Annotated in this window: 21 protein-coding genes; 7 read left to right on the top strand and 14 right to left on the bottom strand. The window is 51.0% G+C overall.

The window, feature by feature from the left end:
* Positions 1-27: 27 nt before the first annotated feature.
* From secA to FH871_RS26300, 4 genes are all read right to left on the bottom strand, one after another.
* Positions 28-3,402: a preprotein translocase subunit SecA gene (secA, locus tag FH871_RS26315; protein WP_138994400.1), complete on the bottom strand. Its 3,375-nt coding sequence runs from the start codon at positions 3,400-3,402 to the stop codon at positions 28-30.
* 260 nt (positions 3,403-3,662) lie between these two features.
* Entirely contained in the window at positions 3,663-3,998 is a 336-nt protein-coding gene (locus FH871_RS26310; RefSeq protein WP_114409958.1) for a hypothetical protein, read from the bottom strand.
* 96 nt (positions 3,999-4,094) lie between these two features.
* Complete coding sequence (gene guaB, locus FH871_RS26305) at positions 4,095-5,567, bottom strand: IMP dehydrogenase (RefSeq protein ID WP_138994399.1); 1,473 nt, start codon at positions 5,565-5,567, stop codon at positions 4,095-4,097.
* A 58-nt stretch (positions 5,568-5,625) separates the two neighbouring features.
* Positions 5,626-6,036, bottom strand: a complete 411-nt coding sequence (locus FH871_RS26300; protein WP_138994398.1) for a DUF2141 domain-containing protein — start codon at positions 6,034-6,036, stop codon at positions 5,626-5,628.
* A gap of 330 nt (positions 6,037-6,366) precedes the next feature.
* Here FH871_RS26300 and FH871_RS26295 point away from each other — a divergent pair, with 330 nt between their 5' ends.
* Positions 6,367-6,870 carry a Crp/Fnr family transcriptional regulator gene (locus FH871_RS26295; protein ID WP_171062958.1) on the top strand — a complete coding sequence of 168 codons (504 nt, stop codon included), beginning with the start codon at positions 6,367-6,369 and terminating at the stop codon, positions 6,868-6,870.
* 416 nt (positions 6,871-7,286) lie between these two features.
* Here FH871_RS26295 and FH871_RS26290 read toward each other — a convergent pair whose 3' ends face one another.
* The 7 genes from FH871_RS26290 to FH871_RS26260 all read right to left on the bottom strand — a co-directional run bounded on the left by FH871_RS26290 (position 7,287) and on the right by FH871_RS26260 (position 16,738).
* Entirely contained in the window at positions 7,287-10,361 is a 3,075-nt protein-coding gene (locus FH871_RS26290) for an efflux RND transporter permease subunit (protein ID WP_138994396.1), read from the bottom strand.
* Between the two features lie 108 nt (positions 10,362-10,469).
* Positions 10,470-11,531, bottom strand: a complete 1,062-nt coding sequence (locus tag FH871_RS26285; protein ID WP_138994395.1) for an efflux RND transporter periplasmic adaptor subunit — start codon at positions 11,529-11,531, stop codon at positions 10,470-10,472.
* Positions 11,532-11,599: 68 nt separating this feature from the next.
* On the bottom strand, positions 11,600-12,985 hold the full coding sequence (locus tag FH871_RS26280) for a TolC family protein (RefSeq protein ID WP_138994394.1): 1,386 nt from the start codon (positions 12,983-12,985) through the stop codon (positions 11,600-11,602).
* Between the two features lie 42 nt (positions 12,986-13,027).
* Positions 13,028-13,645 carry a TetR/AcrR family transcriptional regulator gene (locus FH871_RS26275; protein ID WP_138994393.1) on the bottom strand — a complete coding sequence of 206 codons (618 nt, stop codon included), beginning with the start codon at positions 13,643-13,645 and terminating at the stop codon, positions 13,028-13,030.
* 260 nt (positions 13,646-13,905) lie between these two features.
* Positions 13,906-14,952: an adenylate/guanylate cyclase domain-containing protein gene (locus FH871_RS26270; protein ID WP_138994392.1), complete on the bottom strand. Its 1,047-nt coding sequence runs from the start codon at positions 14,950-14,952 to the stop codon at positions 13,906-13,908.
* Positions 14,949-15,323, bottom strand: coding sequence for a response regulator (locus FH871_RS26265; protein ID WP_114409949.1), 375 nt, complete (start codon positions 15,321-15,323; stop codon positions 14,949-14,951). The genes FH871_RS26270 and FH871_RS26265 overlap by 4 nt, the downstream gene beginning before the upstream one ends.
* Before the next feature lie 62 nt (positions 15,324-15,385).
* Positions 15,386-16,738, bottom strand: coding sequence for a sensor histidine kinase (locus FH871_RS26260; protein ID WP_138994391.1), 1,353 nt, complete (start codon positions 16,736-16,738; stop codon positions 15,386-15,388).
* A 327-nt stretch (positions 16,739-17,065) separates the two neighbouring features.
* Between FH871_RS26260 and FH871_RS26255 the strand changes: the two genes are divergently transcribed.
* Complete coding sequence (locus FH871_RS26255; RefSeq protein ID WP_138994390.1) at positions 17,066-18,091, top strand: aldo/keto reductase; 1,026 nt, start codon at positions 17,066-17,068, stop codon at positions 18,089-18,091.
* Positions 18,092-18,152: 61 nt separating this feature from the next.
* On the opposite strand, the gene FH871_RS26250 is transcribed toward FH871_RS26255, so the two are convergent.
* The gene (locus FH871_RS26250) at positions 18,153-19,463 is read right to left on the bottom strand and encodes a hypothetical protein (RefSeq protein ID WP_138994389.1); all 1,311 of its coding nucleotides are present in this window, start codon (positions 19,461-19,463) and stop codon (positions 18,153-18,155) included.
* A 6-nt stretch (positions 19,464-19,469) separates the two neighbouring features.
* A complete protein-coding gene (locus tag FH871_RS26245) occupies positions 19,470-21,767 on the bottom strand; it encodes a TonB-dependent receptor (RefSeq protein ID WP_171062957.1) in 2,298 nt (765 codons plus the stop codon).
* A 110-nt stretch (positions 21,768-21,877) separates the two neighbouring features.
* Between FH871_RS26245 and FH871_RS26240 the strand changes: the two genes are divergently transcribed.
* Genes FH871_RS26240 through FH871_RS26230 form a run of 3 tightly spaced genes read left to right on the top strand, consistent with a single transcriptional unit; the run spans position 21,878 to position 24,057 of the window.
* The gene (locus tag FH871_RS26240; RefSeq protein ID WP_138994387.1) at positions 21,878-22,180 is read left to right on the top strand and encodes a hypothetical protein; all 303 of its coding nucleotides are present in this window, start codon (positions 21,878-21,880) and stop codon (positions 22,178-22,180) included.
* Positions 22,180-22,461: a hypothetical protein gene (locus tag FH871_RS26235; protein ID WP_138994386.1), complete on the top strand. Its 282-nt coding sequence runs from the start codon at positions 22,180-22,182 to the stop codon at positions 22,459-22,461. The genes FH871_RS26240 and FH871_RS26235 overlap by 1 nt, the downstream gene beginning before the upstream one ends.
* Positions 22,462-22,464: 3 nt before the next feature.
* The gene (locus FH871_RS26230) at positions 22,465-24,057 is read left to right on the top strand and encodes a PepSY domain-containing protein (RefSeq protein ID WP_138994385.1); all 1,593 of its coding nucleotides are present in this window, start codon (positions 22,465-22,467) and stop codon (positions 24,055-24,057) included.
* A gap of 168 nt (positions 24,058-24,225) precedes the next feature.
* Here FH871_RS26230 and FH871_RS26225 read toward each other — a convergent pair whose 3' ends face one another.
* Positions 24,226-24,672 carry a PaaI family thioesterase gene (locus tag FH871_RS26225; protein ID WP_138994384.1) on the bottom strand — a complete coding sequence of 149 codons (447 nt, stop codon included), beginning with the start codon at positions 24,670-24,672 and terminating at the stop codon, positions 24,226-24,228.
* Positions 24,673-24,814: 142 nt separating this feature from the next.
* On the opposite strand from FH871_RS26225, the gene FH871_RS26220 reads away from it, so the two are divergent.
* Together FH871_RS26220 and FH871_RS26215 are read left to right on the top strand one after the other, a co-directional pair.
* Positions 24,815-25,609: a phosphosulfolactate synthase gene (locus FH871_RS26220; protein WP_138994383.1), complete on the top strand. Its 795-nt coding sequence runs from the start codon at positions 24,815-24,817 to the stop codon at positions 25,607-25,609.
* Positions 25,610-25,629: 20 nt separating this feature from the next.
* Positions 25,630-26,280, top strand: coding sequence for a DedA family protein (locus FH871_RS26215; RefSeq protein ID WP_138994382.1), 651 nt, complete (start codon positions 25,630-25,632; stop codon positions 26,278-26,280).
* Positions 26,281-26,356 lie beyond the last annotated feature (76 nt).

The following is a 26,356-nucleotide window of genomic DNA, read 5'->3' as shown; positions in this document are numbered from 1 at the left end:
CCACTGAAAACCGAATACTGAAAACTTTTACTCAATCAAAACCGCCCGGCCACTTTGCACGTCGTTTTCGACCACTTTGTATTTGACATCCCGCTTGATGGTGCCGTCCATGTACTGAACGCTCACTTTCTCGTTGCGGTTGGCAATTTTGACGGCCCGAACCGGTGCCTGTTTCTCCGCCGTCGCCATCTTGCGGGCGTATTCTTCGGGGCCGCCCGCTACGGGTTCTTCGTGATCTTCTTTGTTGGTGTGCAGTTCCGGCTGCGGTTCCGGACGCGGGTTTTTGGGCGCCTGCCGCACTTCCTGCTGCACCTCTTCGGCTTCCTGACCCGGAATATCGGTTTTCGTCAGGAAACTGATCGTGTCGAAATTGACCTTGCTTAAAAACCGCTTGAACAACTCGACCGACTCAAATTTATAGACCAGCAATGGGTCTTTCTGTTCGAAAACCGCGTTCTGTACCGACTGCTTCAGGTCGTCCATTTCGCGCAGGTGTTCTTTCCATTCCTGATCGATGATGGAGAGCGAAACCGCTTTTTCCATTTCCGTGATCAACTCGCGACCTTCCGTTTCAACGGTTCGGCGGAGGTTGTTGACCACCGTCAGTTCGCGCAGACCGTCGGAGAACGGCACCACAATGTCCTGAATGGTGGCACCCCGCTCGGCCAGAATGGATTGCAGAACCGGCTGCGCTTTCTGCCGAATGGCGTTGTTTTTTTCGTGGTAGTGCTTGTCGGCTTCTTCGTACAGCTTTTGCGCCAGGTCCTTCGGTTTTAGCCGACTGAACTCTTCGCGGCTCATGCTGATCTCAAAACCGAGTGCCGTCAGCGTTTGCAGGGCCAGTTCGTCGTAGTTGCCTTCGGTGTTGTTGGCCAGATCTTCGCAGACGTCATACATCGTGTTGGCAATGTCCAGCGCCAGCCGGTCGCCAAACAGCGCGTTCCGACGGCGTTTGTAGATGGCCTCGCGTTGGTAGTTCATCACGTCATCGTATTCCAGCAACCGCTTCCGAATCCCGAAGTTGTTTTCTTCAACCTTCTTCTGCGCCCGTTCGATGGATTTCGTAATCATCGAGTGCTGAATCACTTCACCTTCTTCCAGACCCATCCGGTCCATCACTTTGGCAATTCGGTCGGAGCCGAAAAGCCGCATCAGGCTGTCTTCCAGCGACACAAAGAACTGCGTGGTTCCGGGATCGCCCTGACGACCCGACCGACCGCGCAACTGGCGGTCGACGCGCCGGGATTCGTGCCGTTCCGTACCAACAATCGCCAAACCGCCCGCAGCGCGTGACTCTGGCGTCAGCTTGATGTCCGTTCCCCGACCGGCCATGTTGGTGGCAATCGTTACGGTTCCCGGTTTTCCGGCTTCGGCCACGATTTCGGCTTCCCGCTGGTGTTGCTTGGCGTTCAGAACCTGGTGCGCAATTTTGCGCAGCGACAGCATCCGGCTTAACAACTCCGAGTTTTCAACCGAGGTTGTACCGACCAGCACCGGGCGGCCTTTTTCAACGAGTGCGACGATCTCATCGACCACCGCGTTGTATTTTTCCCGAACCGAACGGTAAACTTTATCTTCTTCATCTTTCCGAACGATATTCCGGTTCGTTGGAATCACCACCACGTCCAGTTTGTAGATCGTCCAGAATTCCGACGCTTCGGTTTCGGCCGTACCGGTCATCCCGGCCAGCTTGTGATACATCCGGAAATAATTCTGGAGCGTAACCGTCGCGTAGGTCTGGGTAGCGTCTTCTACTTTGACGCCTTCCTTGGCTTCAACGGCCTGGTGTAAACCGTCCGACCACCGCCGACCTTCCATGATCCGGCCCGTCTGCTCATCCACAATCTTGATCTTGCCATCCATGATGACGTAATCGACGTTGATTTCGAATAGACTATACGCTTTCAGCAACTGGTTGACGGTATTGATCCGCTGGGTTTTGACCGAATAATCGCGAATCAGCGCTTCTTTGTGGAGAATCTTTTCCTTCTCATCCAGTTCCGTGCTTTTCTCGATGTTGTTGATATCGATGGACAAGTCGGGCAGGATGAAGAAGTTGGGATCTTCGCCGGAACCGGTGATGTAGTCGATGCCTTTTTCTGTCAGGTCGATGCTGTTGTGCCGCTCGTCGATCGTGAAATACAACGGTTTGTCGGCTTCGGGCATCAGCTTCTGGTTTTCAGCCAGGTAAATCGACTCGGTTTTCTGCAAAACCGCCTTGATACCGGTTTCGCTGAGGTATTTGATCAGCGGTTTGTATTTGGGCAGACCGCGGTGGGCGCGGAAGAGGGCCAGACCGCCTTCTTTTTCGTCACCGGCGGCAATTTTTTTCTTCGCTTCGTTCAGAAAGTCCTGCACCAGTTTCCGCTGCACCTCGGCCACGCGGGCCACGCGCGGTTTCAGTTCGGCAAAATCCTGTTCGTCACCGCGCGGCACCGGGCCGGAAATAATCAACGGCGTCCGGGCGTCATCGATCAACACCGAATCGACCTCATCGACCATTGCGTAGTGGTGTTTGCGCTGAACCAGCTCGTCGGTACCGCGCGCCATGTTGTCGCGCAGGTAATCGAAACCAAATTCGTTGTTGGTACCGTACGTAATATCGGCCAGATAGGCCTGTTTCCGCGAGAAGGAATTGGGTTGGTGCTTATCGATGCAATCGACGCGCATGCCGTGGAATTCGAACAAAGGCGCCATCCACTCGGAGTCGCGTTTGGCCAGGTAATCGTTAACCGTTACGATGTGGACCCCGCGTCCGGCGAGGGCGTTCAGATAAGCCGGGAAGGTAGCGACCAGCGTTTTTCCTTCCCCGGTGGCCATTTCCGAAATTTTTCCCTGGTGCAAAACCGTCCCCCCGATGATCTGCACATCGTAGTGAACCATATCCCACTTCACGAGCGTTCCGGCCGCATCCCAGCTATTGGCCCAATAGGCTTTGTCGCCCTGAATGGTAATGTGTTTTTTGCGGGTAGCAAATTCACGGTCGAACTCCGTGGCCGTTACTTCCAGTTGTTCGTTTTCTTTGAACCGCTTGGCGGTTTCTTTCACGACGGCAAACGCTTGTGGGAGAATATCGAGCAACACCACTTCCAGCTCCTTGTTCCGGTCGGTTTCCAGCTTGTCGACCTGGTTGAAGATGCGTTGTTTGGCATCGACGTCCATATCGGGCTGGTCTGTAACCTGCTGGTGAAGATCGGCTAGCTGGGTATCGATAGGCTGCAACCGCTGCGCGATGATCTGCTTCAGCTCAGTGGTCACATTCCGGAGTTCGTCGTTGGATAAAGACTGTAATTTCTGAAACTCGGCGTTCACCTTGTCGACATACGGGAGCAGGTCGCGCATATCCCGATCTGACTTGGTACCGAAGAGTTTCGTAATGCTCTTGGTTATGAGGTTAATCATTCTAAATGTCTATTAAACGAATGTTTCAATACGTTATGCAAAATTAGGGGTTTGCGCCATAGAATAGTAACAATTTCTGAATCAGTTTCATTGCGATGGACCGGGAGTTTTCGGAAAAGCGACTCTATTTGGGTATAAAGTAGCCTTATGCCCCCACAGACGGTTTTTTGTCGGGCATTAAAGTCGGCCCGTAATCCACTAATTTAGGGTCAGATTATCCTTTGTATTCGCCTGTTATCGGCCCGCAGCGGTGATCAGCCCTACTTTTTGCGGGTTGGTTCCGCCGGTTTTTCGTCAATCCCCATGGTTGTCAGCACTGGATTCAGGGTCTGGGGAACAATGCGGATGCGGAAAACTTTGGCCCCGGCGACGTCGAAATCACACTGGTAACTGCCACGTTGCTTCAGGCTGCGGTAAACGGCGGTATAATTCACCTTAATCGGCCAGCCATTCAGGGCTAATTGACCAATGATGGTTTCAACGGCTTTTTTAAGATTGGAGAAGAAAACGATAAAAGGTTCGCGCTGGCGGAGCGCATTGAGGGAGCCAATATACAGAATCGTGACTTCGTAGATCGTCTGGGATTGTTTTCTCATAACGGGCGAACCCGGTTTTTATTGTCTGCCTTGAAAAACTGCGGGGTAATATGGCAAAAAAAAGCCCCTACAGACTCTTGTCCATAGGGGCAATCATTATCGGGATGAATAATTTGGTGCTTCTTTCTGAATCTGAATGTCGTGCGGGTGGCTTTCGCGAACCCCGGCCGACGTGATTTTGACGAACTTGGCGTCTTGCAGTGTTTCGATGTTTTTCGCTCCGCAATAGCCCATACCAGCTTTCAAACCACCTACCAACTGGTAAATAATCTCGGCCACCCGGCCTTTGATGGGAACCCGACCCACGATGCCTTCCGGCACGAGTTTCTTGATGTCGTCTTCCGCATCCTGAAAATACCGGTCTTTCGAACCTTCTTCCATGGCCTCGACGGAACCCATGCCACGGTAGGTTTTAAACCGGCGACCTTCGTACAGCACCACTTCGCCCGGAGCCTCTTCGGTTCCGGCCAGCAGCGAACCCACCATGACGGTGTAGGCACCACCCGCAATGGCCTTCGTAATGTCGCCCGAAAAGCGAATACCGCCGTCGGCGATGATCGGGACGCCCGTGCCTTTCAGGGCTTTCGCCGATTCGTAAACCGCCGTTAATTGCGGCATCCCAATACCGGCAATGATCCGGGTCGTGCAGATACTGCCCGGCCCGACACCTACTTTGACGGCATCGGCACCGGCATCGGCCAGCGCTTTGGCGCCTTCGCCCGTCGCGACGTTGCCGGCAATGACATCCAGTTTCGGGAACCGCTCTTTGATGCCGCGAACCGCGTTTAAAACACCAATGTGATGTCCATGGGCCGTATCGACGCTGATGACATCGACACCGGCTTTCACCAGGGCCTCGATGCGCTTGATCAGGTCGGGCGTGACACCCACGGCTGCCCCCACGCGCAGCCGGCCCAATTCGTCTTTACAGGCGTTGGGATGGCTTTTCTTTTTCAGAATATCCTTGTAGGTAATCAGGCCGACGAGGTGGTTCTGATCGTCGATGATCGGCAGTTTCTCGATCTTGTACTGTTGCAGAATGCTTTCGGCTTCTTCGAGCGTGATTTTTTCCCGGGCGGTAATCAGGTTTTCCCGGGTCATGATATCCGTGACGGGCTTCGACAGCTCCGTTTGGAAGCGCAGATCGCGGTTGGTCAGGATACCGATGAGTTTATTGGACGCATCGACGACAGGAATACCACCGATTTTGAATTCACGCATAATCTGGTGGGCATCGGCCAGCGTGGCCCCTTCCATGAGAGTGATCGGGTCGATAATCATGCCACTTTCCGAGCGTTTTACCTTCCGAACCTGCTCCGCCTGCAGTTCGATGCTCATGTTTTTGTGGATGATACCGATACCGCCTTCCTGCGCCATCGCAATAGCGAGGTCGGATTCCGTAACGGTGTCCATGGCCGCCGAAATGAGCGGAATGTTCAGCCGGATGTTGCGGGTAAGTTGGGTAGTTGTCTGTGTATCGCGGGGGAGAACCTCCGAAAAAGCAGGCAAAAGAAGAACGTCGTCGTAAGTAAGCGCTTCGTAGAGGAATTTCGAGGAGTCTAAGCTCATAGCAAATAAACACGATAGGTTATTTGCCGGGTAAAGTTACTAAAAAAAACTTCCGAACTCAGATTAATTTTATTGAAATCTTTTTTTCCGACTCCTCGACACGTACCCGGCAGTCGTCAAATGCGGGTCCTGACAGGCTTGGGCGGAAATTGTTGCTGAACCCATAAGGCTCTTTCGGAATGCCAAACATCTTTTTATCCAACTGGCCGTTGCCATTTACATCGTGGAAAAGGGCAACGGCGTAGTCGCCGGGTTTCACGCTAAACGTGATGCGGGCGGTGTTTCCAGTTACGTCAACCAGGTGACTGATCAGGGGTTTGCAGCCGATCGGGAAGTCGGTGCAGGGTTTGTAGAGGCCGACCCGGATTTGTCCGGTATGGTGTCTGATATTCTGAACATCAACCACCAGTTTCGTTTCCGCTGAAAAGGAATGAAAGGCCAGAAGCCGGAGCGCAAGAAAGAGGAGCATGCAGACAGGAATTTGATTTTTTAATAAACGCAAATTTCAGACCCTTGTTTTGGGTCCTGCTGAAAAAAGGGTAGAGAATTGTTACCGTTTAATTTTAGATGAATCGTTATATGACAGAATAGTCAATAATTATAGAATATGAACTATTTTTTCTTATAAAGCGTGTGACTTCAGTCCTGTACTTACGTCTACTTCTGCAACGAGTGACTTTTTTCACAACTACTCCCTGGCTCCATGAAGGAAGAACTGTACGACCGATTTATTGCGGCTTTACTAGGAGCCTGCCCAATAAATGAAGAAGTAATCCGGTATATCCGGCAATACCTACTGGTGAAAAATTTTCCGAAAGGCACTCATCTTCTATCAATCGGAAAAACGGCTGATAAGTTATTTTACATTGGAAAAGGACTCGCTCGGAGCTATTATTACTTAGATGGAAAAGAAGTAACATCCGGCGTTGCGGCTGAGGGCGACATGGTGTTGTCGATTCCGAGTTTTTTAAACCAAATTCCATCCTCAGAAACGATCGAATTAGTAGAAGATTCGGAACTTCTTTTTCTGTCGTATCGCGATTTACAGCGCCTGTATTATAAATACCCGGTTACGAACGTGATCGGGAGGATTATTTGTGAAAAATACCTTGTTATTTTTGACGAACGAATCCGGTCTCTGAGGGTGCTGAACGCTGAAGAACGCTATTATCATTTTTGTAAACAATACCCGACAATCTGCGCGAGAATGCCCCTGAAGCATATTGCTTCTTACCTGGGACTATCCCGGTTTACCCTGAGCCGTGTAAGGGGGCAGAAAATAAAAACCGGTTTGCTAGATTAAACCAGCTCAAAAAAAAACTTGCCTGATATGAAACAATTGCTTTTTAGCAACTGTAAGTAAATGAGTGATGTGTATATTTGCTCCACTTAGATTAAATCAAATACGACAGCCTCATTTTTTTTAATCAAGGTATTTTAAGTAATAACTACAAAGATCGTAAAGACTATCACTACTGGTGATAGTCTTTATTTTTATGGTAAACCCTATTGGTTATAACAAAGATTAGTAAATATTCCGTGAAGTCCAATAAGGCCGCAAAAACATTTTCATAATTTTCGCAGAGAATTCTTTTTAAAAGAATTTATCATTGCGCTTATAAAAGCGAAAAGCTAAATAAGGTAACTTAACGTTTACCGTTTTTAGCTTTTCGCTATATTAAAACAGGAATGTTACTCCTTTTTCTGGTTGGTTAATTACTAAATTAATTCTGGTTCTTCTGCAACCGTGGGTACTTTTAAATCAACACGGGGCGGTAACAATTTGTACAATACTGGTGTTACAATTCGCGAGAGAAGGGTTGAGCTAATTAACCCGCCGATCAGCACCAATGCCAGGGGCGAATAGAGCGGGTTTCCTTCGATGGCCAGCGGAATCAGACCACCAATGGCGGTGAGTGAGGTCAGGACGATGGGCACGAAGCGGATTTCACCCGCCTGCTCGATGGCTTCGATTAGCGGCATTCCCTGTTCCCGGAGTTGGTTGGTGAAATCGACCAGCAGAATGGAGTTTTTGACCTCAATACCGATCAGCGCAATCAAACCGATGACGGCCACAAACGAGAACGGATTCCCCGACAACAGCAGGGCTGCAATGGCACCAATGATGCCCAGCGGAATGACCGACAACACGATCAGCGTACTTTTGAAGGTGCCGAATTCCAGGATCAATACCGCCAGAAAACCGAAGACAGTGATCAGAATGATGGTGCCCAAACCGCCAAATGATTTTTCCCGGCTTTCCAGTTCACCAGCCGCTTTGTAGCGAAAATCGCTGGGAAACTTCAGCGCGTCGAGCTTTTTAATGACTTCATTGTAGACATTATCGACCAGATAACCGCTCTTGACAAAACCGGTCACGGTGACGTAACGGTCTTTGTCGTAGTGACGGATCTGGTTGGTCGAGGTCTCGAATTGCAGGTCGGCAATCTGGCGCAGTGGTACTGAGCCGCCCGTCAGCGTGTTGACATACAGATTGTTCAGGACGCGCAAATCCGCTACCTTTCCTTTGGGTAATGTGACGTTGATCAGGAAATCGTCTCCCGCTTCGTCCTTGAACACGCCCACGTTTAAGCCCGCAATGGCCAATCGAATGGTGCGGTTGATGTCGGCTACCGACATGCCCAGTAACCCGGCTTTTTCTTTGTTGATTTTGACGCGCAGGTCGGTTTTACGGGTCGCCAGCGGATTGTTGATGTAAATTAAACCGGGCGTGGTTTTCAGTACTTTCTCCACATCGGCGGCCACGGTTCGGAGCGTATCCAGGTTTTCGCCAAACACCCGGATGGCCACCGGCGCTTCCTGGTCGGGACCCTGCTCAAAGTCTTTGACTTCAATTTTGGCATTGGCATAGAACTTGAATTTCTCCCGCAGCTTGTCGATCAACTGGCGTTTTTGAACCGGCGGCATATCGTGCAGTTGAACAAAAAACTGGGAGAAATTGGTAGCCTCGTTCCGCTGAATGATGTTGTAATAAATCCGCGGATTGCCTTTGCCGACGTTGGTTGTGAAATACTTGACGTCGGGTTCGTTCCCCAACTGGCTCTCGACGTAGCGGGCCACGCGGTTGGTTTCCTGCAAACTGGTGCCTTCGGGCGTTTCGATGTTAATCAGAAATTGTGGTTTTTCGGACGCCGGAAACAACGCGAAACCGACTTTCGGAACCAGCGATAAAGCTCCACCAAAAATCGCCAGTGCGCCCAGCAGCGTGATAACCGGATGACGCAAGGCCGTGTGCAACAAGCGACTGTATGACCCACTGATGAGTTTTTTTAAGGCCCACATGAAAATATTGCCTTCCGGATTATGCTCTTCTTTCAAAATTCGGCTGGAGAGAAACGGAACGATGGTCAGCGACACCAGCAGCGACGCCAGAATGGTGGTAACCACGGCGGTTGGTAACGAACGAATGAAATCACCGGATGCTTCGGGTAAAAACATCAGCGGTAGAAAGGCCAGAATCAACGTAACCGTACAGCCAATGACAGCCAGTGTAATCTGTTTGGTTGCCTTGATCGCAGCTTCCCGCCGGGAAAAACCGTCGCGCAAATACCGCTCGATGTTCTCGACCACCACAATCGAATCATCGACCAGAATACCCAGTGCGACGATCAATCCGACAATGCTTAACTGGTTGATACTGAAACCGAACATATTCAGCAGCGAAAGGCCGATGGACAACGAAAGCGGAATCGAAATCATGACGACGATGGCCGCCCGGATGCCGAGCGGTAACAGCGTTAGGGCAACCAGCAAAATGGCAATGCCGAAATCTTTGGCAAACCGACTCAGCCGGGCGTTCACGCTGGCGGCCTGGTCGAAGTTTTTGACGAGCTTGATGTGGGGCGGCAGGGTTTTCGCGAAATCCTCGATGACCGGGTTTAATTGTTCGCCCACTTTGGCAATGTTTTCGCCCAGTTTTTGACCTGCCGTTACCAAAACCGCCCGGTGTCCGTTCAGGCGGGTGATGTGGGTTTCGTCTTCGTAGTTGAAATCCACGTCGGCAATGTCGCGGAGGTAGATGATTTTTTGCCCGTTGGTCGAAACCACGGTATTTTTGATTTCATCGAGTGACTGGTAATCCCCGCTGGTTTTGACATTGAATTTCCGCGTACCGGCCTGAATGCTGCCGCCGGGAATGTTCAGGTTTTCGGCCTGCAATGCGCCAATCAGCCGATTCACGGCAATGCCTTCCTGCGCCATCCGCTCAATGTTCAGCGAAATGCGGACGGTGCTGGCCGGGTAGCCCCAGTCTTCGACGCCTTTCAGACTTTTGACTTTTTCCAGCCGTTCTTTCAGCGCGTCGGCATAGTCGCCCAGTTCTTTGTTGGAAGCCACTTCCGACTGCAAAGCCACCTGAACGATACTGACGTCGGTTGGTGAAAATTTGCGGATTTCGATGTTGAAAATGTCCGTTGGCAGTTGCGCCCGGAGCGCATTGACTTCGCGCACCATCTCCTGGTATTTCTCATCCGGATCGACGCTGTAGTCATACTCCACCCGCAAAACCGCCAGACCGTCGTCGATGGTGGTGATGACGTGGCTGATGTCGTCCAGGGAATTAAAGCGCGCTTCGGCCGGATCGACCACCAGTTCTTCCATATCCTGCGCGTCGGTTCCGGGATACACGATCACCACGGCAAAGGAGGGAGCCGTAAACTCGGGGTCTTCGCCCCGGGGCATGTTGAACAGCGAGTTGACGCCCAGCGCCACCACGGCGATGAACAGGACCAGCATGAACTGCCAGTTTTTGACGGAAAATTCGGATAAGTTCATAGTGGAAGTGTTTTCTTCGATAACCTCCGATGATCTCTGATCAACCCTGTGTACTAATTTTGCTGTTACACAGAGTTGATCAGAGGAAATCAGGGTTGATCAGAGGAGTTATTTGAGAACAACGGTTGACGTTTCGGTCAGATAGGCTGAACCGGCCGTTACCACATTTGATATTCCCGATAAGCCGTTCGTTAGCAGGACTTTGTCGTTGTCGATAAAGCCGATCTGCACCGGTATTTTGCGGACACGCTTCTGGTCCTCAGTCAACACGAACACAAAACCGTCTTTGCCATTTCCTTCCACAATGGCTTCAATCGGAACCAGCGCATAACTGCGGCTCTGGGCAGGTTGCAGGCTCACTTTGGCGAATAAACCGGGTGCAAACCTGACCGCACCGGGGTTGATGCGGATTTCGACATCGTAAAGCTTGTTTTGCGGATCAGCGGCCTGGGCCAGTTCGCTCACGGTGCCCACAAACGTCTGGTCTGGATAGGCTTCCAGCGTGATGGTGGCGCGATTGCCCACTTTTAGCCGCGCCCAGTCCTTGTCGGCCACGCCCACCCGAACAATCCAGTCGTTTTTCCGGGTCGACGAAATCATGAAAACCGCCCCGCCCGCCGAGGCAAATTCACCTTCGTTCATCAGTTTCCGCGTCACCGTGCCATCCACCGTCGACCGGATCTGGGCATAGTTCTGGTTGAACTGCGCGATGGTCAGGTTCTGTTTGGCAACTTCGTGGCCCGTTGTGGCATTCTGCAACTGTTCGAGGGTAGCGGCCGTGTCGGCATACAAGGCTTTGACGCGGTTGAGGTCGCGTTCGGCTTTTTCGTTCGAAAACTGCGCCTGGCTCACCTGGGCGTTGATTTCCGTCAGGTTGAGCGTCGCCAGCAGTTGCCCTTTCCGGACGGTCTGGCCTTCATCAACGTACATTTTTTGGATAATACCGCCAATTTTGAATGACAGTTTGGCTTCTTCCGACGACGACACCAGCCCCGATGCCACCACCGGTTCTGAGCGAACCACCGATTCGACTTTGGTTAGTTTGACCGGTATGGCCGTATCATCGGTTTGTTCTGTCGGCTTTTCTTCCCGGCTTTCTTCGGCTTTCGTGCCGCAGGCCCACAGCCCGCCCGCCAGGAGTACGATTAGAAAATACTGGATGACTTTCATTGGAATAAGTAAGTTTATAATCAGTGCAGTTAATCGTGTAAATGACGAATCGGAAGGCAAAGCGGGTGTTATTGAATGGCCGTAACCCGATCCAGCGCGGCCCGTTTCAGCAAGACATCATAGCGCGTCAGAACCTGCTGAATCTGAGCCGTTAGCCGGTCGTTCTGGAACCGCAGGTATTCCACCAGCAGCGCCTGCCCGTTGCGGTATTTGCTGTCGACTAGCCGGAAGGTTTGCTCGGCATTGGCAAGGCCGGTTTGGGTGGCATTCAGACTTTCGTTGGCCGCATCCAGTTCATAATAGGCCTGCAGGACCTGCAACTGAATCTGTTTTTCAACCTCTGTCAGCTTCGTTTGCACGAGTTCGGTCTGGATTTTGGCCTGCTGCACCTTCGAGCGTTTTTCGTAGCCTTTGAACAAATCCCAGGACAGGCCCACCTGCCCAACCACATACGCCTGATTGCTAAAGGTGTAGCCAAATCCCTGAAAACCAGCATTCCCGCCAACGTAAACATTGGGCAATTTGAGGGAAGCTTCGTTCATTTTAATGGCATTTTGCGAAGCCCGGAGCGAACCACCCAGTTGCTTCAATTCCTGGCGGCTTTGCAGGGCGGTTTGCTGCAACTCACCCAGCGCGGGAGGAGCCGGTGGCAGCGTTTGGGTCAGCAGGGAATCGACCTGAATGTCGGCAGTCAGATCGCGGTTGAGCAGAAAATTGAAATATGCTTTGGCACTCTGGCGGTTTTTGTCGGCAACGGCCAGTTGCTGATCAATCTTGCTGATTTCGTAGCGGGTTGAGGTCACAACGTCTTTGGTGGCTACATTGCTGGCGACCAGTTTTTCGTTCAGTCGTCCCAGTTCGCGCAACACCGCGCGGTTGTTGTCGTAGATCCGGAACGCGTCGAGCGTTTGTAAATACTGGTAATACGCCGTGGCGATGGTATACCGCAACTCGTTTTCGACCACGCGCTTGCGGGCTTCCTGAGCGGAAAGTAAATCTTTTTGAATCAGGTAGTTATACTGAATGTCGGTGTTGAAAACCGCGTACTGAACGCTGAGTTTGGTGTCGTGAAAATTGTTGGGAGCCAGCAGTTCGTTGACGTTTGGAATGTTGGTGGGAAAGCGGTCGGAACCGGCGAGTTGATTGAGCGTGGCATACACCGGATTGAGCAAATCGCCGACCGGAAACTGCAACCGCCGACCGCCAGCCGCCAGCGAATACGTCGGATTGAACGTCAGCCGGGGATAAAAGAGGGCTTTTGCCTGGGTGATCGATTCCGTTACCCGGCTGATTTCCAGGGATTCCTGTTTCAGTGCGAGGTTGCTTTGTAAGCCTTCCTGAATGTAAGCGTTCAGAATGGCCGAAGGAGCGTCGGCTGATTGAGCCGGACTAACGCGGGGTATGATTGTTAAAAGCAAAACCAGCAAATAGCCGATTCGGAGTTTTGTGACCATATATTAGTATATTAACACTGTTCATTAGCTTGGCAAAATTTTTTACAGACCCTTTTGGATGGTTTTGATAAACAGATCGAATGCTTCTTCCATCAGCTCTTTCCGGCGACTTTCTTCGAACATATCCAGTCGTTTCCGCAGGAAAAGGGCGGTATACCCGTGGACGGAGCTCCAGATCATGATGGCGGCCACTTCAGCATCCTGGTACTTGAACACCCCGGCGTCGATGCAATCCTGTACGCACTTCACCAGCAACCCGAAAGCCGACCGGCCTTCATCCCAAATGTCGTCCCGGCAAGCCAGCGCATCCATTGGAGCATTCATAATAAACATCAGATCAAAGAGTTCCGGATTTTCGAACGCAAACCGGAAATACCGGCGGCCCATTTCCACCAGCCGATCAAAGGGGTCTGCCAGACTGAGGGCCGGGTGAAACTCCTCAATCATCTTCTGAAAACCGATGTTGTGAATGGCGTATAGCAATTCGTTTTTATCCTTGAAATACAGATAAATCGTCGCCGGACTGTATTCAATGGCATCCGCAATATTCCGAATGCTTACTTTTTCGAAACCGGTTTCTAAAAACAGCTTTTGAGCTGCTTCCAGAATCAGTTTCCGCATTTCCTCTTTCTCGCGCTCTTTTCGCTCAACAATTCCCATATCTGTTAATTAACGTTACAAATGTAATGAACACTGTTTAGTAAACAAGTGTTGTTTATTGATCGGTTCTAAAAAAGGGGATGAATGGTTAGAATCCGGGTACCAACCGTCAGAAAGAGGCAGTGAAAAAACGAACCATCAACTAACTCCATACTTGAATTAAGTGACAAAAAGGTGCCGATTACAACCGCGACGGCGTTCCGTTCGGCGACAGAAGGGTTCAAGATTGCCAATCTTGAACAGAGTTGCTACATTCGCAGTTACTCAATCACTGCATAAACCGCGACCGGATTTGCTTTGTTTTTCAGCAAAACCTCGCCCAGCGGTTCGCATCGAAAGGAGTTTTTGACCAACTGGTAAGCGGCATCGCTGATGATGATTTGCCCTTCCTGGGCATACGACTGCAGGCGTTGGGCCGTATTGACTACATCGCCGATGACCGTATAATCGAGCCGCCGGAGCGTGGCCGAGCCAATGTTGCCCGAAATCACTTCGCCGGTATTGATGCCGATGGCCACTTTGGGGGTATAAATGGGTTCGTCGGGAAGCGTTTCCTCCATCGATTCGATGTGGTTCCGGACGGCCAGGGCGGCTTCGATGGCCCGGTCGAGGTGGTAGTCGCCCCGGAAAACAGCCATGATGGCGTCGCCCATAAATTTATCGACAAAACCGCCCTGGGCGATGATTTCCTTCACCATCACGTCGAAATACAGGTTGATCAGTTTCACAACCGTATCCGCACTTTCACGTTCCGTAATGGCCGTAAACCCGCAGATGTCGATAAAAACCGCCGTCGCCTGAACCGTTTCGTTCATCATCAGTGACGACTCAAACTCCCGGCGATCCATGAAATTGAGCACCGATTCATCGACGTACATCCGCAAAATGTTGTTTTCCTTGATGGCTTTCAGCGTTTCCCTCAGTTGCGCCACGTGCCGGAGGGTTTTCTGCATCGTCACGTCCAGGTCTTCGAAATTGACCGGTTTACAGATAAAATCGAACGCACCCCGGTTCATCGCCGTCCGGATGTTGGCCATGTCGCCGTAGGCCGAAACGATTACGGTTTTGGTCAGCGGACTCACATCACTGATTTTTTCCAGCAACGTCAGGCCGTCCATTTCGGGCATATTGATATCACTCAGCACGATATCGATGTCGGGATGCTGCTGGAGTTTGACCAGCGCATCAACGCCATTGAAAGCAAAAACAAACTCATATTGCAGTTCGCGGATTTGCCGGCGAAACTTTTGCCGGATCAGCAGTTCCAGATCGGTTTCGTCATCCACGACCAGAATTTTAGACTTCATAGGGCGCTTTTGAGTTTTTCTTTCAGGTTGTTAAAATCAAGCGGTTTGGTCAGAAACGCGTCGGCTCCGAGCTGCATCGCCTGGTCGTGGCTTTCGCTATCACCATACGCCGTAATCATCATCACAACGGGCGGAGGGGCCGGATACGTGGTTTTAATCAGGCGCAACAGTTCCAGACCGCTCATGCCGGGCATGTTGATGTCCGACAGAATCAGTACATATTCAGAAGGATGTTCGTTCAGGTAAGCGAGGGCTTTCTCGCCCGAATGGGCAAACGCAAAAATGAGTTCACCCGCGCGGATCTCGCGCCGAAAGCGTTGTTCAAAAAGTATTTGTACGTCCGTTTCGTCATCTACCACCAGTACTTTCATCTCAGGCGTATTTAGTAAAAAAATAAAAAGGGTTTATTCTCAAAGGTACGCAAACTCGGCCTTTATGTCGGTAACTGAATGATGAACTCCGTAAACTCACCTTCTTCGGTTTCGACAGTCAGCGCTCCGCCGTGGCCCTTGGTAACGATGTCATAACTCAGCGACAGACCCAGGCCGGTTCCCTGGCCCGTCGGTTTGGTCGTAAAAAACGGCTGGTAAATTTTGTTCAGGACGGTTTTTGGAATCCCGCAGCCATTGTCGCGCACCCGGATTTCAATCTGCTCGTCGGACAGGCGTTTCGTGCTGACCTGCACCGTGGGCTGGTAGCCCGCCAGACCGGTTTTTCGTTTTTGTTCCGTGGCATAGAAAGCATTCGTAAACAAATTGAGCAGTACCCGACCCATATCCTGTGGCACCACAGAGACCTTGCCCAGGTGCTCGTCGAAATCCATGATCAAAGTGGCATTGAAGGACTTGTCGCTGGCCCGCAAACCGTGGTACGCCAGCCGCAGGTATTCATCGGCCAGGTTGTTCAGATCGGTGGGTTCCCGCTGGGGCGTGCTCGTGCGCGAATGTTGCAGCATGCCCTTCACAATCGAGTCGGCGCGTTTGCCGTGGTGCGTAATTTTTTGCAGGTTTTGCGTAAGGTCGGTCAGCAGTTCTTCTTCCAGTTCGATGTCCCGGTCTTCCCGTCTGCGTTCTTCCTTCAACTCTTCGATCAACTCCACCGATACTTCCGAAAAGTTGTTGACGAAGTTGAGCGGATTCTGGATTTCGTGGGCGATGCCGGCGGTTAGCTCCCCCAGCGAGGCCATTTTTTCGCGTTGAATCAGTTGATCCTGCGTGGCCTTCAGTTCGGTCAGCGTTTGTTCGAGTTCTTCTTTCTGGCGGGTCAATTCGGCCGTACGCTCCGCAACCAGTTGTTCGAGCATCACGTTCTGACCGGCAATAATCCGACTTTGTTCTTCTTCCTGGAGTCGTTTCAGGCGTTCTTTTTCGAGGGCTTTCTGCTGCCGTTGCGTACTGACCCAGGTCGCAATCAGCCACACCAGCGTAAAAACTTCGGCAATCTCAATAACCGTACTAATGGATTTATAAAAATCCGAATCGATCAACCTCGCGATGTCTTTGAACAGCGAAACCAGGATGTAGGGGCCAACCGCCAGCCAGACATTGCGAACCGGCCGGAAATCTTTCAGGAGATAAGCCGCTCCGACCATTCCCAGCAATAGGATGTGCCAGAGCCATTTGGTAATGCTGGAATCGAGAAAGACATCGGCGGCCAATAAACCGGATGCCGCGTACTGGACGATCACCAGGATTTTTTCCCATTCCGGAAACCGCACGGCTGTCTGGAGTGAGGTCCGGATGTACCGCACCATAAAAAAGACAATCAGAAAAGAAGCTAGTTCCATAGAAAATCAGACGGCAGTGGGGCAACGAACGGTTTGGTCCTCAAATTAAGCGTTCCGGGGTAGACTTACAATTCTATTTGCAAGACAGCGGTTGGGTTCCGGAAACCGTATGAAGCAGAAATTGATATATTTGCTTCGGGCATTAAAAAAGAGAAACCGCTGCCTGGACCCATTGACGCGTGTTTTCTGCAAAAAGAAGAACCGGTAAAAAGCTATTTATAACTAGTTTACGGTTTTCAGTTTATGGTTATAATGATTGATGCATGCGGACAAGAACGCGTCAGCCACCGTAAACCATAAACTGAAAACCGTAAACATCTTAACAAAATGGAATACAGACAATTAGGCGCTTCGGGACTGAAGGTTCCGGTGTTGAGTTTTGGAACGGGCACGTTTGGGGGCGGCACGGATTTTTTTAAAGCCTGGGGCAGCACACAGGCCGATGAAGCGACCCGGATGGTCAATCGTTGTCTGGATGCCGGTCTGACGCTGTTCGATACTGCCGACGTGTATTCAAAGGGCCTGTCCGAAGAAATTCTGGGCAAGGCCCTGACCGGTTTACGCGATAAAGCCCTGATTTCGACCAAGGCAACCTTCAAAATGAGCGACGAACCCAATGATTTTGGCTCGTCACGGTTTCACCTGGTCAAATCCTGTGAAGACAGCCTGCGCCGGTTAAAAACCGACTACATCGACATCTATTACATGCACGGTTTCGACGGCAACACGCCCGTAGAGGAAACGCTGAGTGCGCTGAACCATCTGGTGCAGAGCGGAAAAGTGCGCTACATCGGCTGTTCTAACTTCTCCGGCTGGCATTTGATGAAATCGCTGTCGGTTTCCGAACGTTACGGCTGGTCGAAATACGTGACACACCAGGCGTATTACTCGTTGCTGAGCCGTGAATTTGAGTGGGAATTGATGCCGCTGGCACTGGATCAGAAGGTCGGAACGGTGGTGTGGAGTCCGCTGGCGGCCGGACGACTGGGCGGCAAATACCGTCGGAGCAATCCCGCACCCGCCGACAGCCGGATTGCGCAGGGAGGGGGCGAAGGGCCGGTGATTCCGGAAGACTACTGGTTTACGATTGTCGATACGCTGGACGAACTGGCGGCCGAAACCGGTAAAACCGTCGCCCAGGTGGCCCTGAACTGGTTACTGCAACGCCCAACGGTTTCGAGCATCGTGATCGGCGCGCGAACTGAAGAACAACTGACCCAGAATCTGGGCGCCATTGGCTGGAATCTGTCGAGGGAGCAGGTGGCCCGGCTGGATGCTGCCAGTAACAAGGAGCCGATTTATCCGTATTGGCACCAGCGCAAAAACCCGGATCTGAATCCGTTGCCGGTTTGATAAAACACCAGGCCGTATTGCCGGCGAGTACCGGAATACGGCCTGTTCAACGGTACAGGGGTTATTTGGTTAGTTTATAAAAGTGCGTGATCAAGCCACCGGCCGTTAATGAATTGATCTGGGTCGCCTTGCTCGTTAAGGGATCGTAGCTGTAAATACCGTTTAGCTTCTGCTCGGCATTGTAGACCGGCATGTAAATTTTGCCATCGTATTTGTAGGTAATGGGGTATCCGTAGCCGGCCGTCAGCGGAATATCCTGAATAATCGTGGCGGTTTTGGCGTTCAAATCCAGCCTGGCCCAGCGCTGGTTGGCTCCGTAGAATGCCAGGTTGGAAAGCTCCTGATACTCCGTGGCCGTGATGGTGTTCGTTGCCAGTTTGGCGATCAACTCCAGAAGTCTTGGCGGGTCCTGTTGCCCGGAAATACAGGCATACGCAATCCCGTTTGCGTCATAGACCCCACCCAACACCAGTTGAAACATCAGATTGGGCAAACCCACCGCACTGACCGGATTGAAACTGTAGGTTTTGTCGAAATCCGTACTGCCCGCCGGTATTTTCAAGATCTGGGGGCGCGACCGTTTGGCGGCATTGGGACCGAGCTGTCCGTCGAGACCATACTGCCCCTGCGTAATGACGTAGATATTACCGTTCTCGTCGACCAGGCTGTTTTCGGCTCCGCGCGAAACGGCATAGGTCGCCTGCTCGAATACGGCCGTTTTTTCCCATTTTTTGGTGCTCATGTTAATCACTTCCACATACACATTCTGCGCATCATAAAACTGGCCGGTTTTCGAGCTATTGGTATATAAAGACGCAAAGAGCCGGTTGTCGCTGGCCCGGTACGTCAGATGCGGATAGATGTTGGTTTCATGATCGGGAAAATTCTGGGCGGATGACATATCAATCTGACCCAGGTTTTCCATGGTGGCCGGATTGAACATAAACAGGGCCCGATTGCCCCCCGTCGAATAAACCCCCAGTTGATCGTTGATGATCAGCACCCGGGATATGTAGTCGACCAGCGGAATACTAGCCACTTCCTCAATGGCCCCGGTTGCCTTTACAACGGCCATTTTTGACAACTTCTTGTCGGAAACGAGCGGTTGACCAAACAGGTAGTTTTTCCAGGTTGCGCTCGGGTAAAAACTGGAATAGCTCGATTTGGCGGTTAGGTCCACATTGCCGGAGGGCAACGTGGGAAAATACCCGGCGTAAAATGTGTTGCTGGCCGAGGTCTGCGAAATGGACGCCAGTACGTAGCCTTCCTCCTGGTATTTGGATTCGGCAGCGGGCGTGTCGGGGTCACTGGTTTGACACGACAAGAGGGTACCTGCGATGAAAATAGAAACGAGTAAACCGGTTTTCTTCATGGTTATTTAAAAATTAGCGATTTCATAAATGATCTTGACATTGAAGCTCGTACCCGCCCGGGGTACCAGAAAGTTGTCGAATAACTCGGCATTGAAAATATTCAGGACGTTGACCGAGGTCGTCAGGCCCTGCTTGTTGAGCTTGTAGGAGACGCCGGCATCGACCCGGTTCTGCGTGGGTACATACGCCGTTGGTGTTTTGCTGGGGCTGTTGTCTTTGCCGACCTGGATGTAGTTGAACGTGGCGATGTAATTGTAAAAAACGTAGGCCCTGAAGTGGTCATTTTCGCTGAACAGCTTGCCTTTCTGCCACGAAAACTCGGTATTGGCGAAAAAATTGGGGTTGTTGGGAAAAGCCGCTCCGACCAGAAACTGATTTTCCGGTGCTTCGATTTTGGCGAAGGTTTTCCGCATAAACGTCGCGTTCGTTTTGAGCGAAAAGGCGGTTTTATAGGTTAGCAACACGTCGCCTTCAACGCCCAGCGTGCGGACTTCATCGGCATTTTCGTAGCGGGTAAAAATCGTGTTTCCCAGAAAAATCACATCGTGCTGTTTGCGATAAAAACCATTCACCGCGCTCGCAATCCGGAACGTTGGAGAAACCGGACGATCCACCGTAACGCCCAGATTCAGGTTGTCGCTGCTTTCGGGCCGCAGATCGGTGTTGCGCAGCACGTCGGCACCGTTGCCCACAAACTGGTAAAACTGCGGGATCAGATACCCTTTTTCGAACGACGCCCGCGCAAAAAGTCCCGGACTCAGGTCGTATTTCAGACCCGTATTCCAGCCCCAGAATCCGTTCTTTTTCCGGATCAACTGGAGGGTGAAATTTTCCGCGCCGTTCAGGTTGAAATCAAATCGTTTGGCGGCTGCGGTGAACGTGAACCTGTTGAAGAAAAAAGTTTCATACTGCAAACCCGCAATGTTTTTGGTCAAATCCTGCGGAATTCGCAGGTAATCCCGCGCCGGGTCAAGCAGGTAATTTTTACCCAGAATCGTTTGTCTGGCGTAGAGGTTGGACAACAGCAACTTGTGTTTGGCAGCCAGTGCCACCGTCAGCGTACTGCGGTTTACCCAACTGTCCGTATAGGTGTCGGAATGGGTGTTGGTGTATTCTCCCGGCGAACTCCTCCGACCCACAATCGCCCCGCTCCAGCTATAGACGTTTCGCGTTGTATCGACGTAGTTGATGTGTTCACGGCTGTAATTGCCGATGGTACTGAAGTGGACTTTTTCGTTCAGAAAGGATTTGGTATAGTTCAGGATCGCCGACAGGTTGTTGGCGTGATAAACTGCTTCGCCAAAAGCCGTGTTGGTAACGCGGGCACCGTTCATGAGTTGTTTGTAACCACCCGACAAATTCAGTGATACTTTCAACTCATCCGCCCACGGTTTGCTATGCGTCCCCACGGTAATGCCGCCAAAAGCCATCCGGTATTGGTCGTGAAACCGCCGGACCTGCTCCACCTTGTTTTTCTCAAAAACCAGCGCATTCATCCTGTAATCGTTATCGGAATAATTATACGCCCCCGAAACCGTGACGAAGAAATTCTTCGAATGGGCCAGGCTCAGGGAGAAATCGGCGAGGTGGGTGTTGAACGAGCCGACGTTGTACGACGCCCGCAGCGAATTGTGCATTTTCTGCTCCGTAATCAGATTGATTCCCCCGCCCATGGCATCCGTGCCCACATCGACGGGCAGCACGCCTTTATACACATCGACCCGTTTGACCTGTCCGATGGGCAGCGTTGAAATATCGAAGCGGGGATAGATAAATTCCATCGGCAAACCGTCGATATACACGCGAATGGCGGTTCCACGAATCCCGTTGATGGAAATATCAGAACCGTCGCCCAGCGAACTCGACCGCCGGATGCGCACGCCCGACAAACGATCCACCACGTCGGTGAGCAGAACATTCTGCGCGACCACGTCTTTGATCTGGATGCTGCTGATGGTAATGGGTTTGGTTTCCTGAACCTTGGTCTGCTTTTCGGCCTTCACCGACACCTCGGCCAATTCCTTCGCCGTGTTGATCAGCACAATGGTTTCCAGCGTCGTATTCGTCCGTAAATCAATTTCTTTCTCGATGGTAGCAAAGCCCAGAGAGCTGATGACCAGCGTGTGTTTTCCACCGGTAACATTGGTGATCTGAAACGTTCCTGCTCCATCACTCAGCGTTGTGTATTTAGTATTTTTCAGGTAAACCGTTACGGACGGTAAAGGATGGCCAGCCTCGTCGTGGATTGTCCCTCGCAACATATGCTGCTGCGCCAGCGCGAAATTTGCTGTAACAGAGAGCAAGGTTAAGCGTATAAATGTTCTCAAATTCATTGGTTATTAATGATTTTATTTCGGCAACAAATCTATTTGTATTTAATCTAAATAAATATAATTTTGTCAAAAAAAGTTAAATGGCAATTTTTTACCTCTTCGTATTCGGGGTATATTTGTACTATTGCAAGTCGAAATATTTCCCCGCCGGGATTTACAAGTTCCCGGCCTCGTGGTCGTCCTGGCTGGGACTCGCTTTGTTTGCCACCGGCACCGCGCTCTACGTGAGCAGCGAAGGCTGGGCGAGCGGTATGCTTCTGGCCTTGTGTGCCGTGACGGTCGCACTGATGCTGATCCAGTTTGCCGCCATTTTGGGGAAGTGGTATTTCTACGGCCTGGTGATTCTGACCCACGGTTTGGCGCTTATTGACCTTGTATCCTGATGCCGGCTAAAAAAGAATACCTGACCACCCCCGGCCAGCGGTCGCTGAAAATTTCCGCCGGGATTCTGGGCGGTTTTGTTCTGACCACCTGCCTGCACCTGCTGCTGGCGGTTATCACCCCTTTCCGCGAGCAAATTCTGCTGTCGGCCACCTTCACGTTTTTTTTGTGTTGGGTTGCGCTGATGATTCTGGCATTTCTGGCCCGCAACGGCTGGAAAATCTGGGGGATTTATCTATTGAGCAGCGTCGTATTTTCAGGAATCATCTATTTCGCCCGATAAACCATGAAACTCAAAGGCTTAGGAAACCGGGCTTACCACATCATGTTCCATACCCACACGGTATCGGGCATCGTGATCAGCGTGGCGTTGTACATCATCTTCTTTGCGGGGGCTTTTACCCTTTTTCGGGAAGAATTTTACCAGTGGGAAAACCCGTCTTCCCGTATCAGGGTTGTAAATCACATTGATTATCAGGAGATAATCCGGAAAATAAAAATCCTCGACCCGGCTTTTCTGGTCGATAAGGAAATTCGGATGGTTCCGCCCACCGAAGAAAATCCGCTGATCAGTGTGTATGGGATGGTGGCCAAATCCAACGGAAAACCGGAATATGAAGGATTTCGGTATAATCCCCTCACCAAAACCGTTGAAGATCACGAATGGCACGAGTCTACCGTGGGGGAAACCCTTTTCCGATTGCATTTTCTGGATCAATTGCCGTATGTCGGCCGGTGGATTGCAGGCTTTGTGTCCTTGTTTTTTCTGTTTGCCGTCGTGACCGGTGTGCTGGTTCATTGGCGGAATATGCTGACCAAGTTTTACGGTTTTTCGCTGAAAGGCACCCGGAAACAACTCTGGACCAACGCCCACACCGTTTTTGGTTTGATCGGCTTGCCGTTTCAGATGATGTACGCCGTTACGGGCGCGTTTTATCTGCTCACGCTGCTGATTCTGCTGCCCGCCGTAATGGTGTTGTATGGCGGTGATCAGCAGAAAATTTTTGCGCTGATCCGACCCAACGAAGCCGTTAAACTGAATGAGAATGCAGCCGTTACTACCGGAAATGCATCCATAGAATCTGTTTTAAACCGCATCAAAACAGATTATCCGGGGTATGAAGTTCATTATTTTACGGTGGAAAATCTGACGCGCGAAGATGCGTTGCTGTCCGCCCGGATTGTCGATAAGAAATCATTTACCGGTGATGGCATTGTTTCCATTTTCATGAAAGATGGTAAAAAGGCCGTTGAGGTGATTCCCGGTCGGAAGAAGTACGTTGAGTCGGTGGTCGACGGCATTGCCCGCGTGCATTTTGCCCAATTTGGCGGGCTTTTGCTGAAAGGAATTTACTTTGTGCTGACGCTTTTCACCTGTTTCGTAATCATCAGTGGTGTTTTGTTGTGGAAGGAGGCCCGGAATAAAAAAGGCTACACGGAAGCGCAAAAGCGGTTTCATCACCGGGTAACGATGATTTATCTGGCTATTTGCTTCGGTTTGTTTCCGGCAGTGCCGGTTTTGTTCATGGCCGAATTGGCGATTCCTGCGCAGGTTGCATCGCATGCCTTTCAGGTCAATGCGGTTTTCTTTCTGTCGTGGCTGGGGTTTACGGTCATCGGATTATTCCTGAAAACCGAAGCCCGGCAAACCCGTCTCTTTCTGTTGCTGGGCGGTTTATTATCGGTTCTGGTTCCAATCATCAACGGTATTCAAACCGGTGACTGGTTGTGGAATCCGGCGACCAGTCGGTATGTCCTGGCGACGGATTTGTTCTGGCTATTGACCGGAATCGGTACACTGGCAATTTATGGTTCCATGCTGAAAAACCGCAAAACCGTACTGGAAGGAAAAGCAGTAAAAGAAACCGCGATTGTTTAGGCGGTTTTCACTTCATTATTCGGTGTTTGTTGCTCGTTATTCGATGTTTGTTGCTCGGTATTCATTATTCGGTGTTCGTTATTCGATGTTCATGATCCATTATTACAAGAATCTTACTACCGAATACTGAACATCGAATATTGAATATCGAATACTGAATATCGAAGTTTAATGCTTTACGGAGGTCTGAATCAAATTCGAAGATGCTTTGGCGATGATTTTGCCATCAGCCGCCGTGATCTGGCATTCGGCATGCACGATGTTTCTACCCGCCCGCACCACCTGAGTCCGGGCCGTGACGGTTTCGCCCAGCCGGGCGCTGTGCAGAAAATCGACGTTCAGATTCACCGACGTATACAGATGTTCCCGGCCCAGGGCGTAAACCGTCGTGCCAATCAGTTCGTCGATGATGGCCGAAGCGGCTCCACCGTGCAGAATCCGCATCGGATTGGTCATGTCCTCCCGGACTTCATATTCGACTGTTAGCGATCCTTCTTCGGCCGCCAGCAGCGTACCATTCAGCCAGCGACCGAGGGGCGAGGGGCTCTGAGCCATAGCCTGGCCGATCATGGAGCGGAAGAATTGCAGCCGGGGGTTGGTTTCGGGAGTAGACATAAGCGGGACTATTTTTACAAAAATAGCATTTAACCAAGTAGAAAACGGTTTAATGAACTATATTCCGTGGATTTTCTTGGGAGGTAGCTGGACTTGTGTTACTTTTGGGCGTTTTTTGCGCTAACACGCTTTTCCCCTCAAAATGAATTATACGCTTTCCCACATTCCGGAACGGACCGTAAAACCCCGGCAGGACGGCCTGACGATGGTTATGGACAAGGGGCTTAGTATCAGACAGGTCGAAGATTTTTTATCCACATCGGCCGCCCACGTCGACATTGTAAAGTTAGGCTGGGCCACGTCATTCGTAACGCCCAATCTGAAAGAGAAACTGCAGGTTTATAAAGATGCCGGCATCCCGGCCTATTTTGGCGGAACGCTGTTTGAAGCTTTCGTGATCCGGAACCAGTTCGACGACTACCGACGATTGCTCGATACCTTCGATTTACAGTATGCCGAAGTATCGGATGGTTCCATCGAGATGAATCAGGACGACAAATGTGAGTACATTCGTCAGTTGGCCACCCAGGTAACGGTTTTGTCGGAAGTAGGCTCAAAAGACGAAGCCAAGATCATCCCGCCCTACAAATGGATTCAGTTGATGCGGGCTGAACTGGAAGCAGGTGCCTGGAAAGTAATTGGTGAAGCCCGCGAAGGCGGCACCGTCGGTCTGTTCCGGGCCAGCGGTGAGGTTCGCCAGGGGCTGGTGGAAGAAATCCTGACGCAGATTCCCTCCGACCGAATCATCTGGGAAGCCCCGCAGAAAGAACAGCAAGTGTGGTTTGTGAAGCTGCTGGGTGCCAATGTCAATCTCGGCAATATCTCGCCCAATGAAGCCATTCCGCTGGAAACCATTCGGTTAGGTCTTCGTGGGGATACCTTTTCTCATTTTTTGAACGGACTCGGGCTGAAGACCGGCCAGGAACCGTCGCATTAATCAACCAAGAAATCACACCTATGGAATTCCTTCAGTCGGTTCTCGACTTCTTTTTGCATTTGGACAAACACCTGGCCGACATCATCAATGAGTACGGCACGTTGACCTATGCCATTCTGTTTCTTATCATTTTCGTGGAAACCGGACTGATCGTCATGCCGCTGCTGCCGGGCGACTCGCTGCTGTTTGCCGCCGGAGCCCTCGCGGCTTCGACCGGTTCGCTGGATATGAAAATCATGATTCCGTTGCTGATTGTGGCGGCCTTGCTGGGTGACAATGTCAATTATTTCGTCGGTAAATTCCTTGGTAATCAGATTAAAATGCGGGAGCGAATCCTCTTTTTCAAGCGGGAATACATTACCGAAACGGAGAATTTTTACCACAAACACGGCGGCAAAACCGTCATTATGGCCCGGTTTATTCCCATCGTTCGCACGATCGCGCCATTCGTAGCCGGTGCGGGAAGCATGGATTACGGCAAATACATCGGCTATTGTGTAGCTGGTGCCATTCTGTGGGTTGTGGGCGTGAGTATGCTCGGGTATCTTTTCGGGAATCTGCCCTTCATAAAAAATAACTTCGAACTGGTCATTTTTGGCATCATCGGCTTGTCGATCGCTCCGATTATTTTCCAATTCATCAAGTCGAAGATGAGCCGGACGACGGCGTAAAGCGACGAATTGAATCGTTACGGCAATCGGGGTAATCATCCATTGGGTGGTTACCCCGATTGTCGTTTATGATCAT

This window comes from Larkinella sp. C7 (assembly GCF_006149005.1).
Classification (GTDB): domain Bacteria; phylum Bacteroidota; class Bacteroidia; order Cytophagales; family Spirosomataceae; genus Larkinella.
Note: the sequence above shows the minus strand (reverse complement) of the source record. Positions and strands in the feature narration are given on the sequence as shown.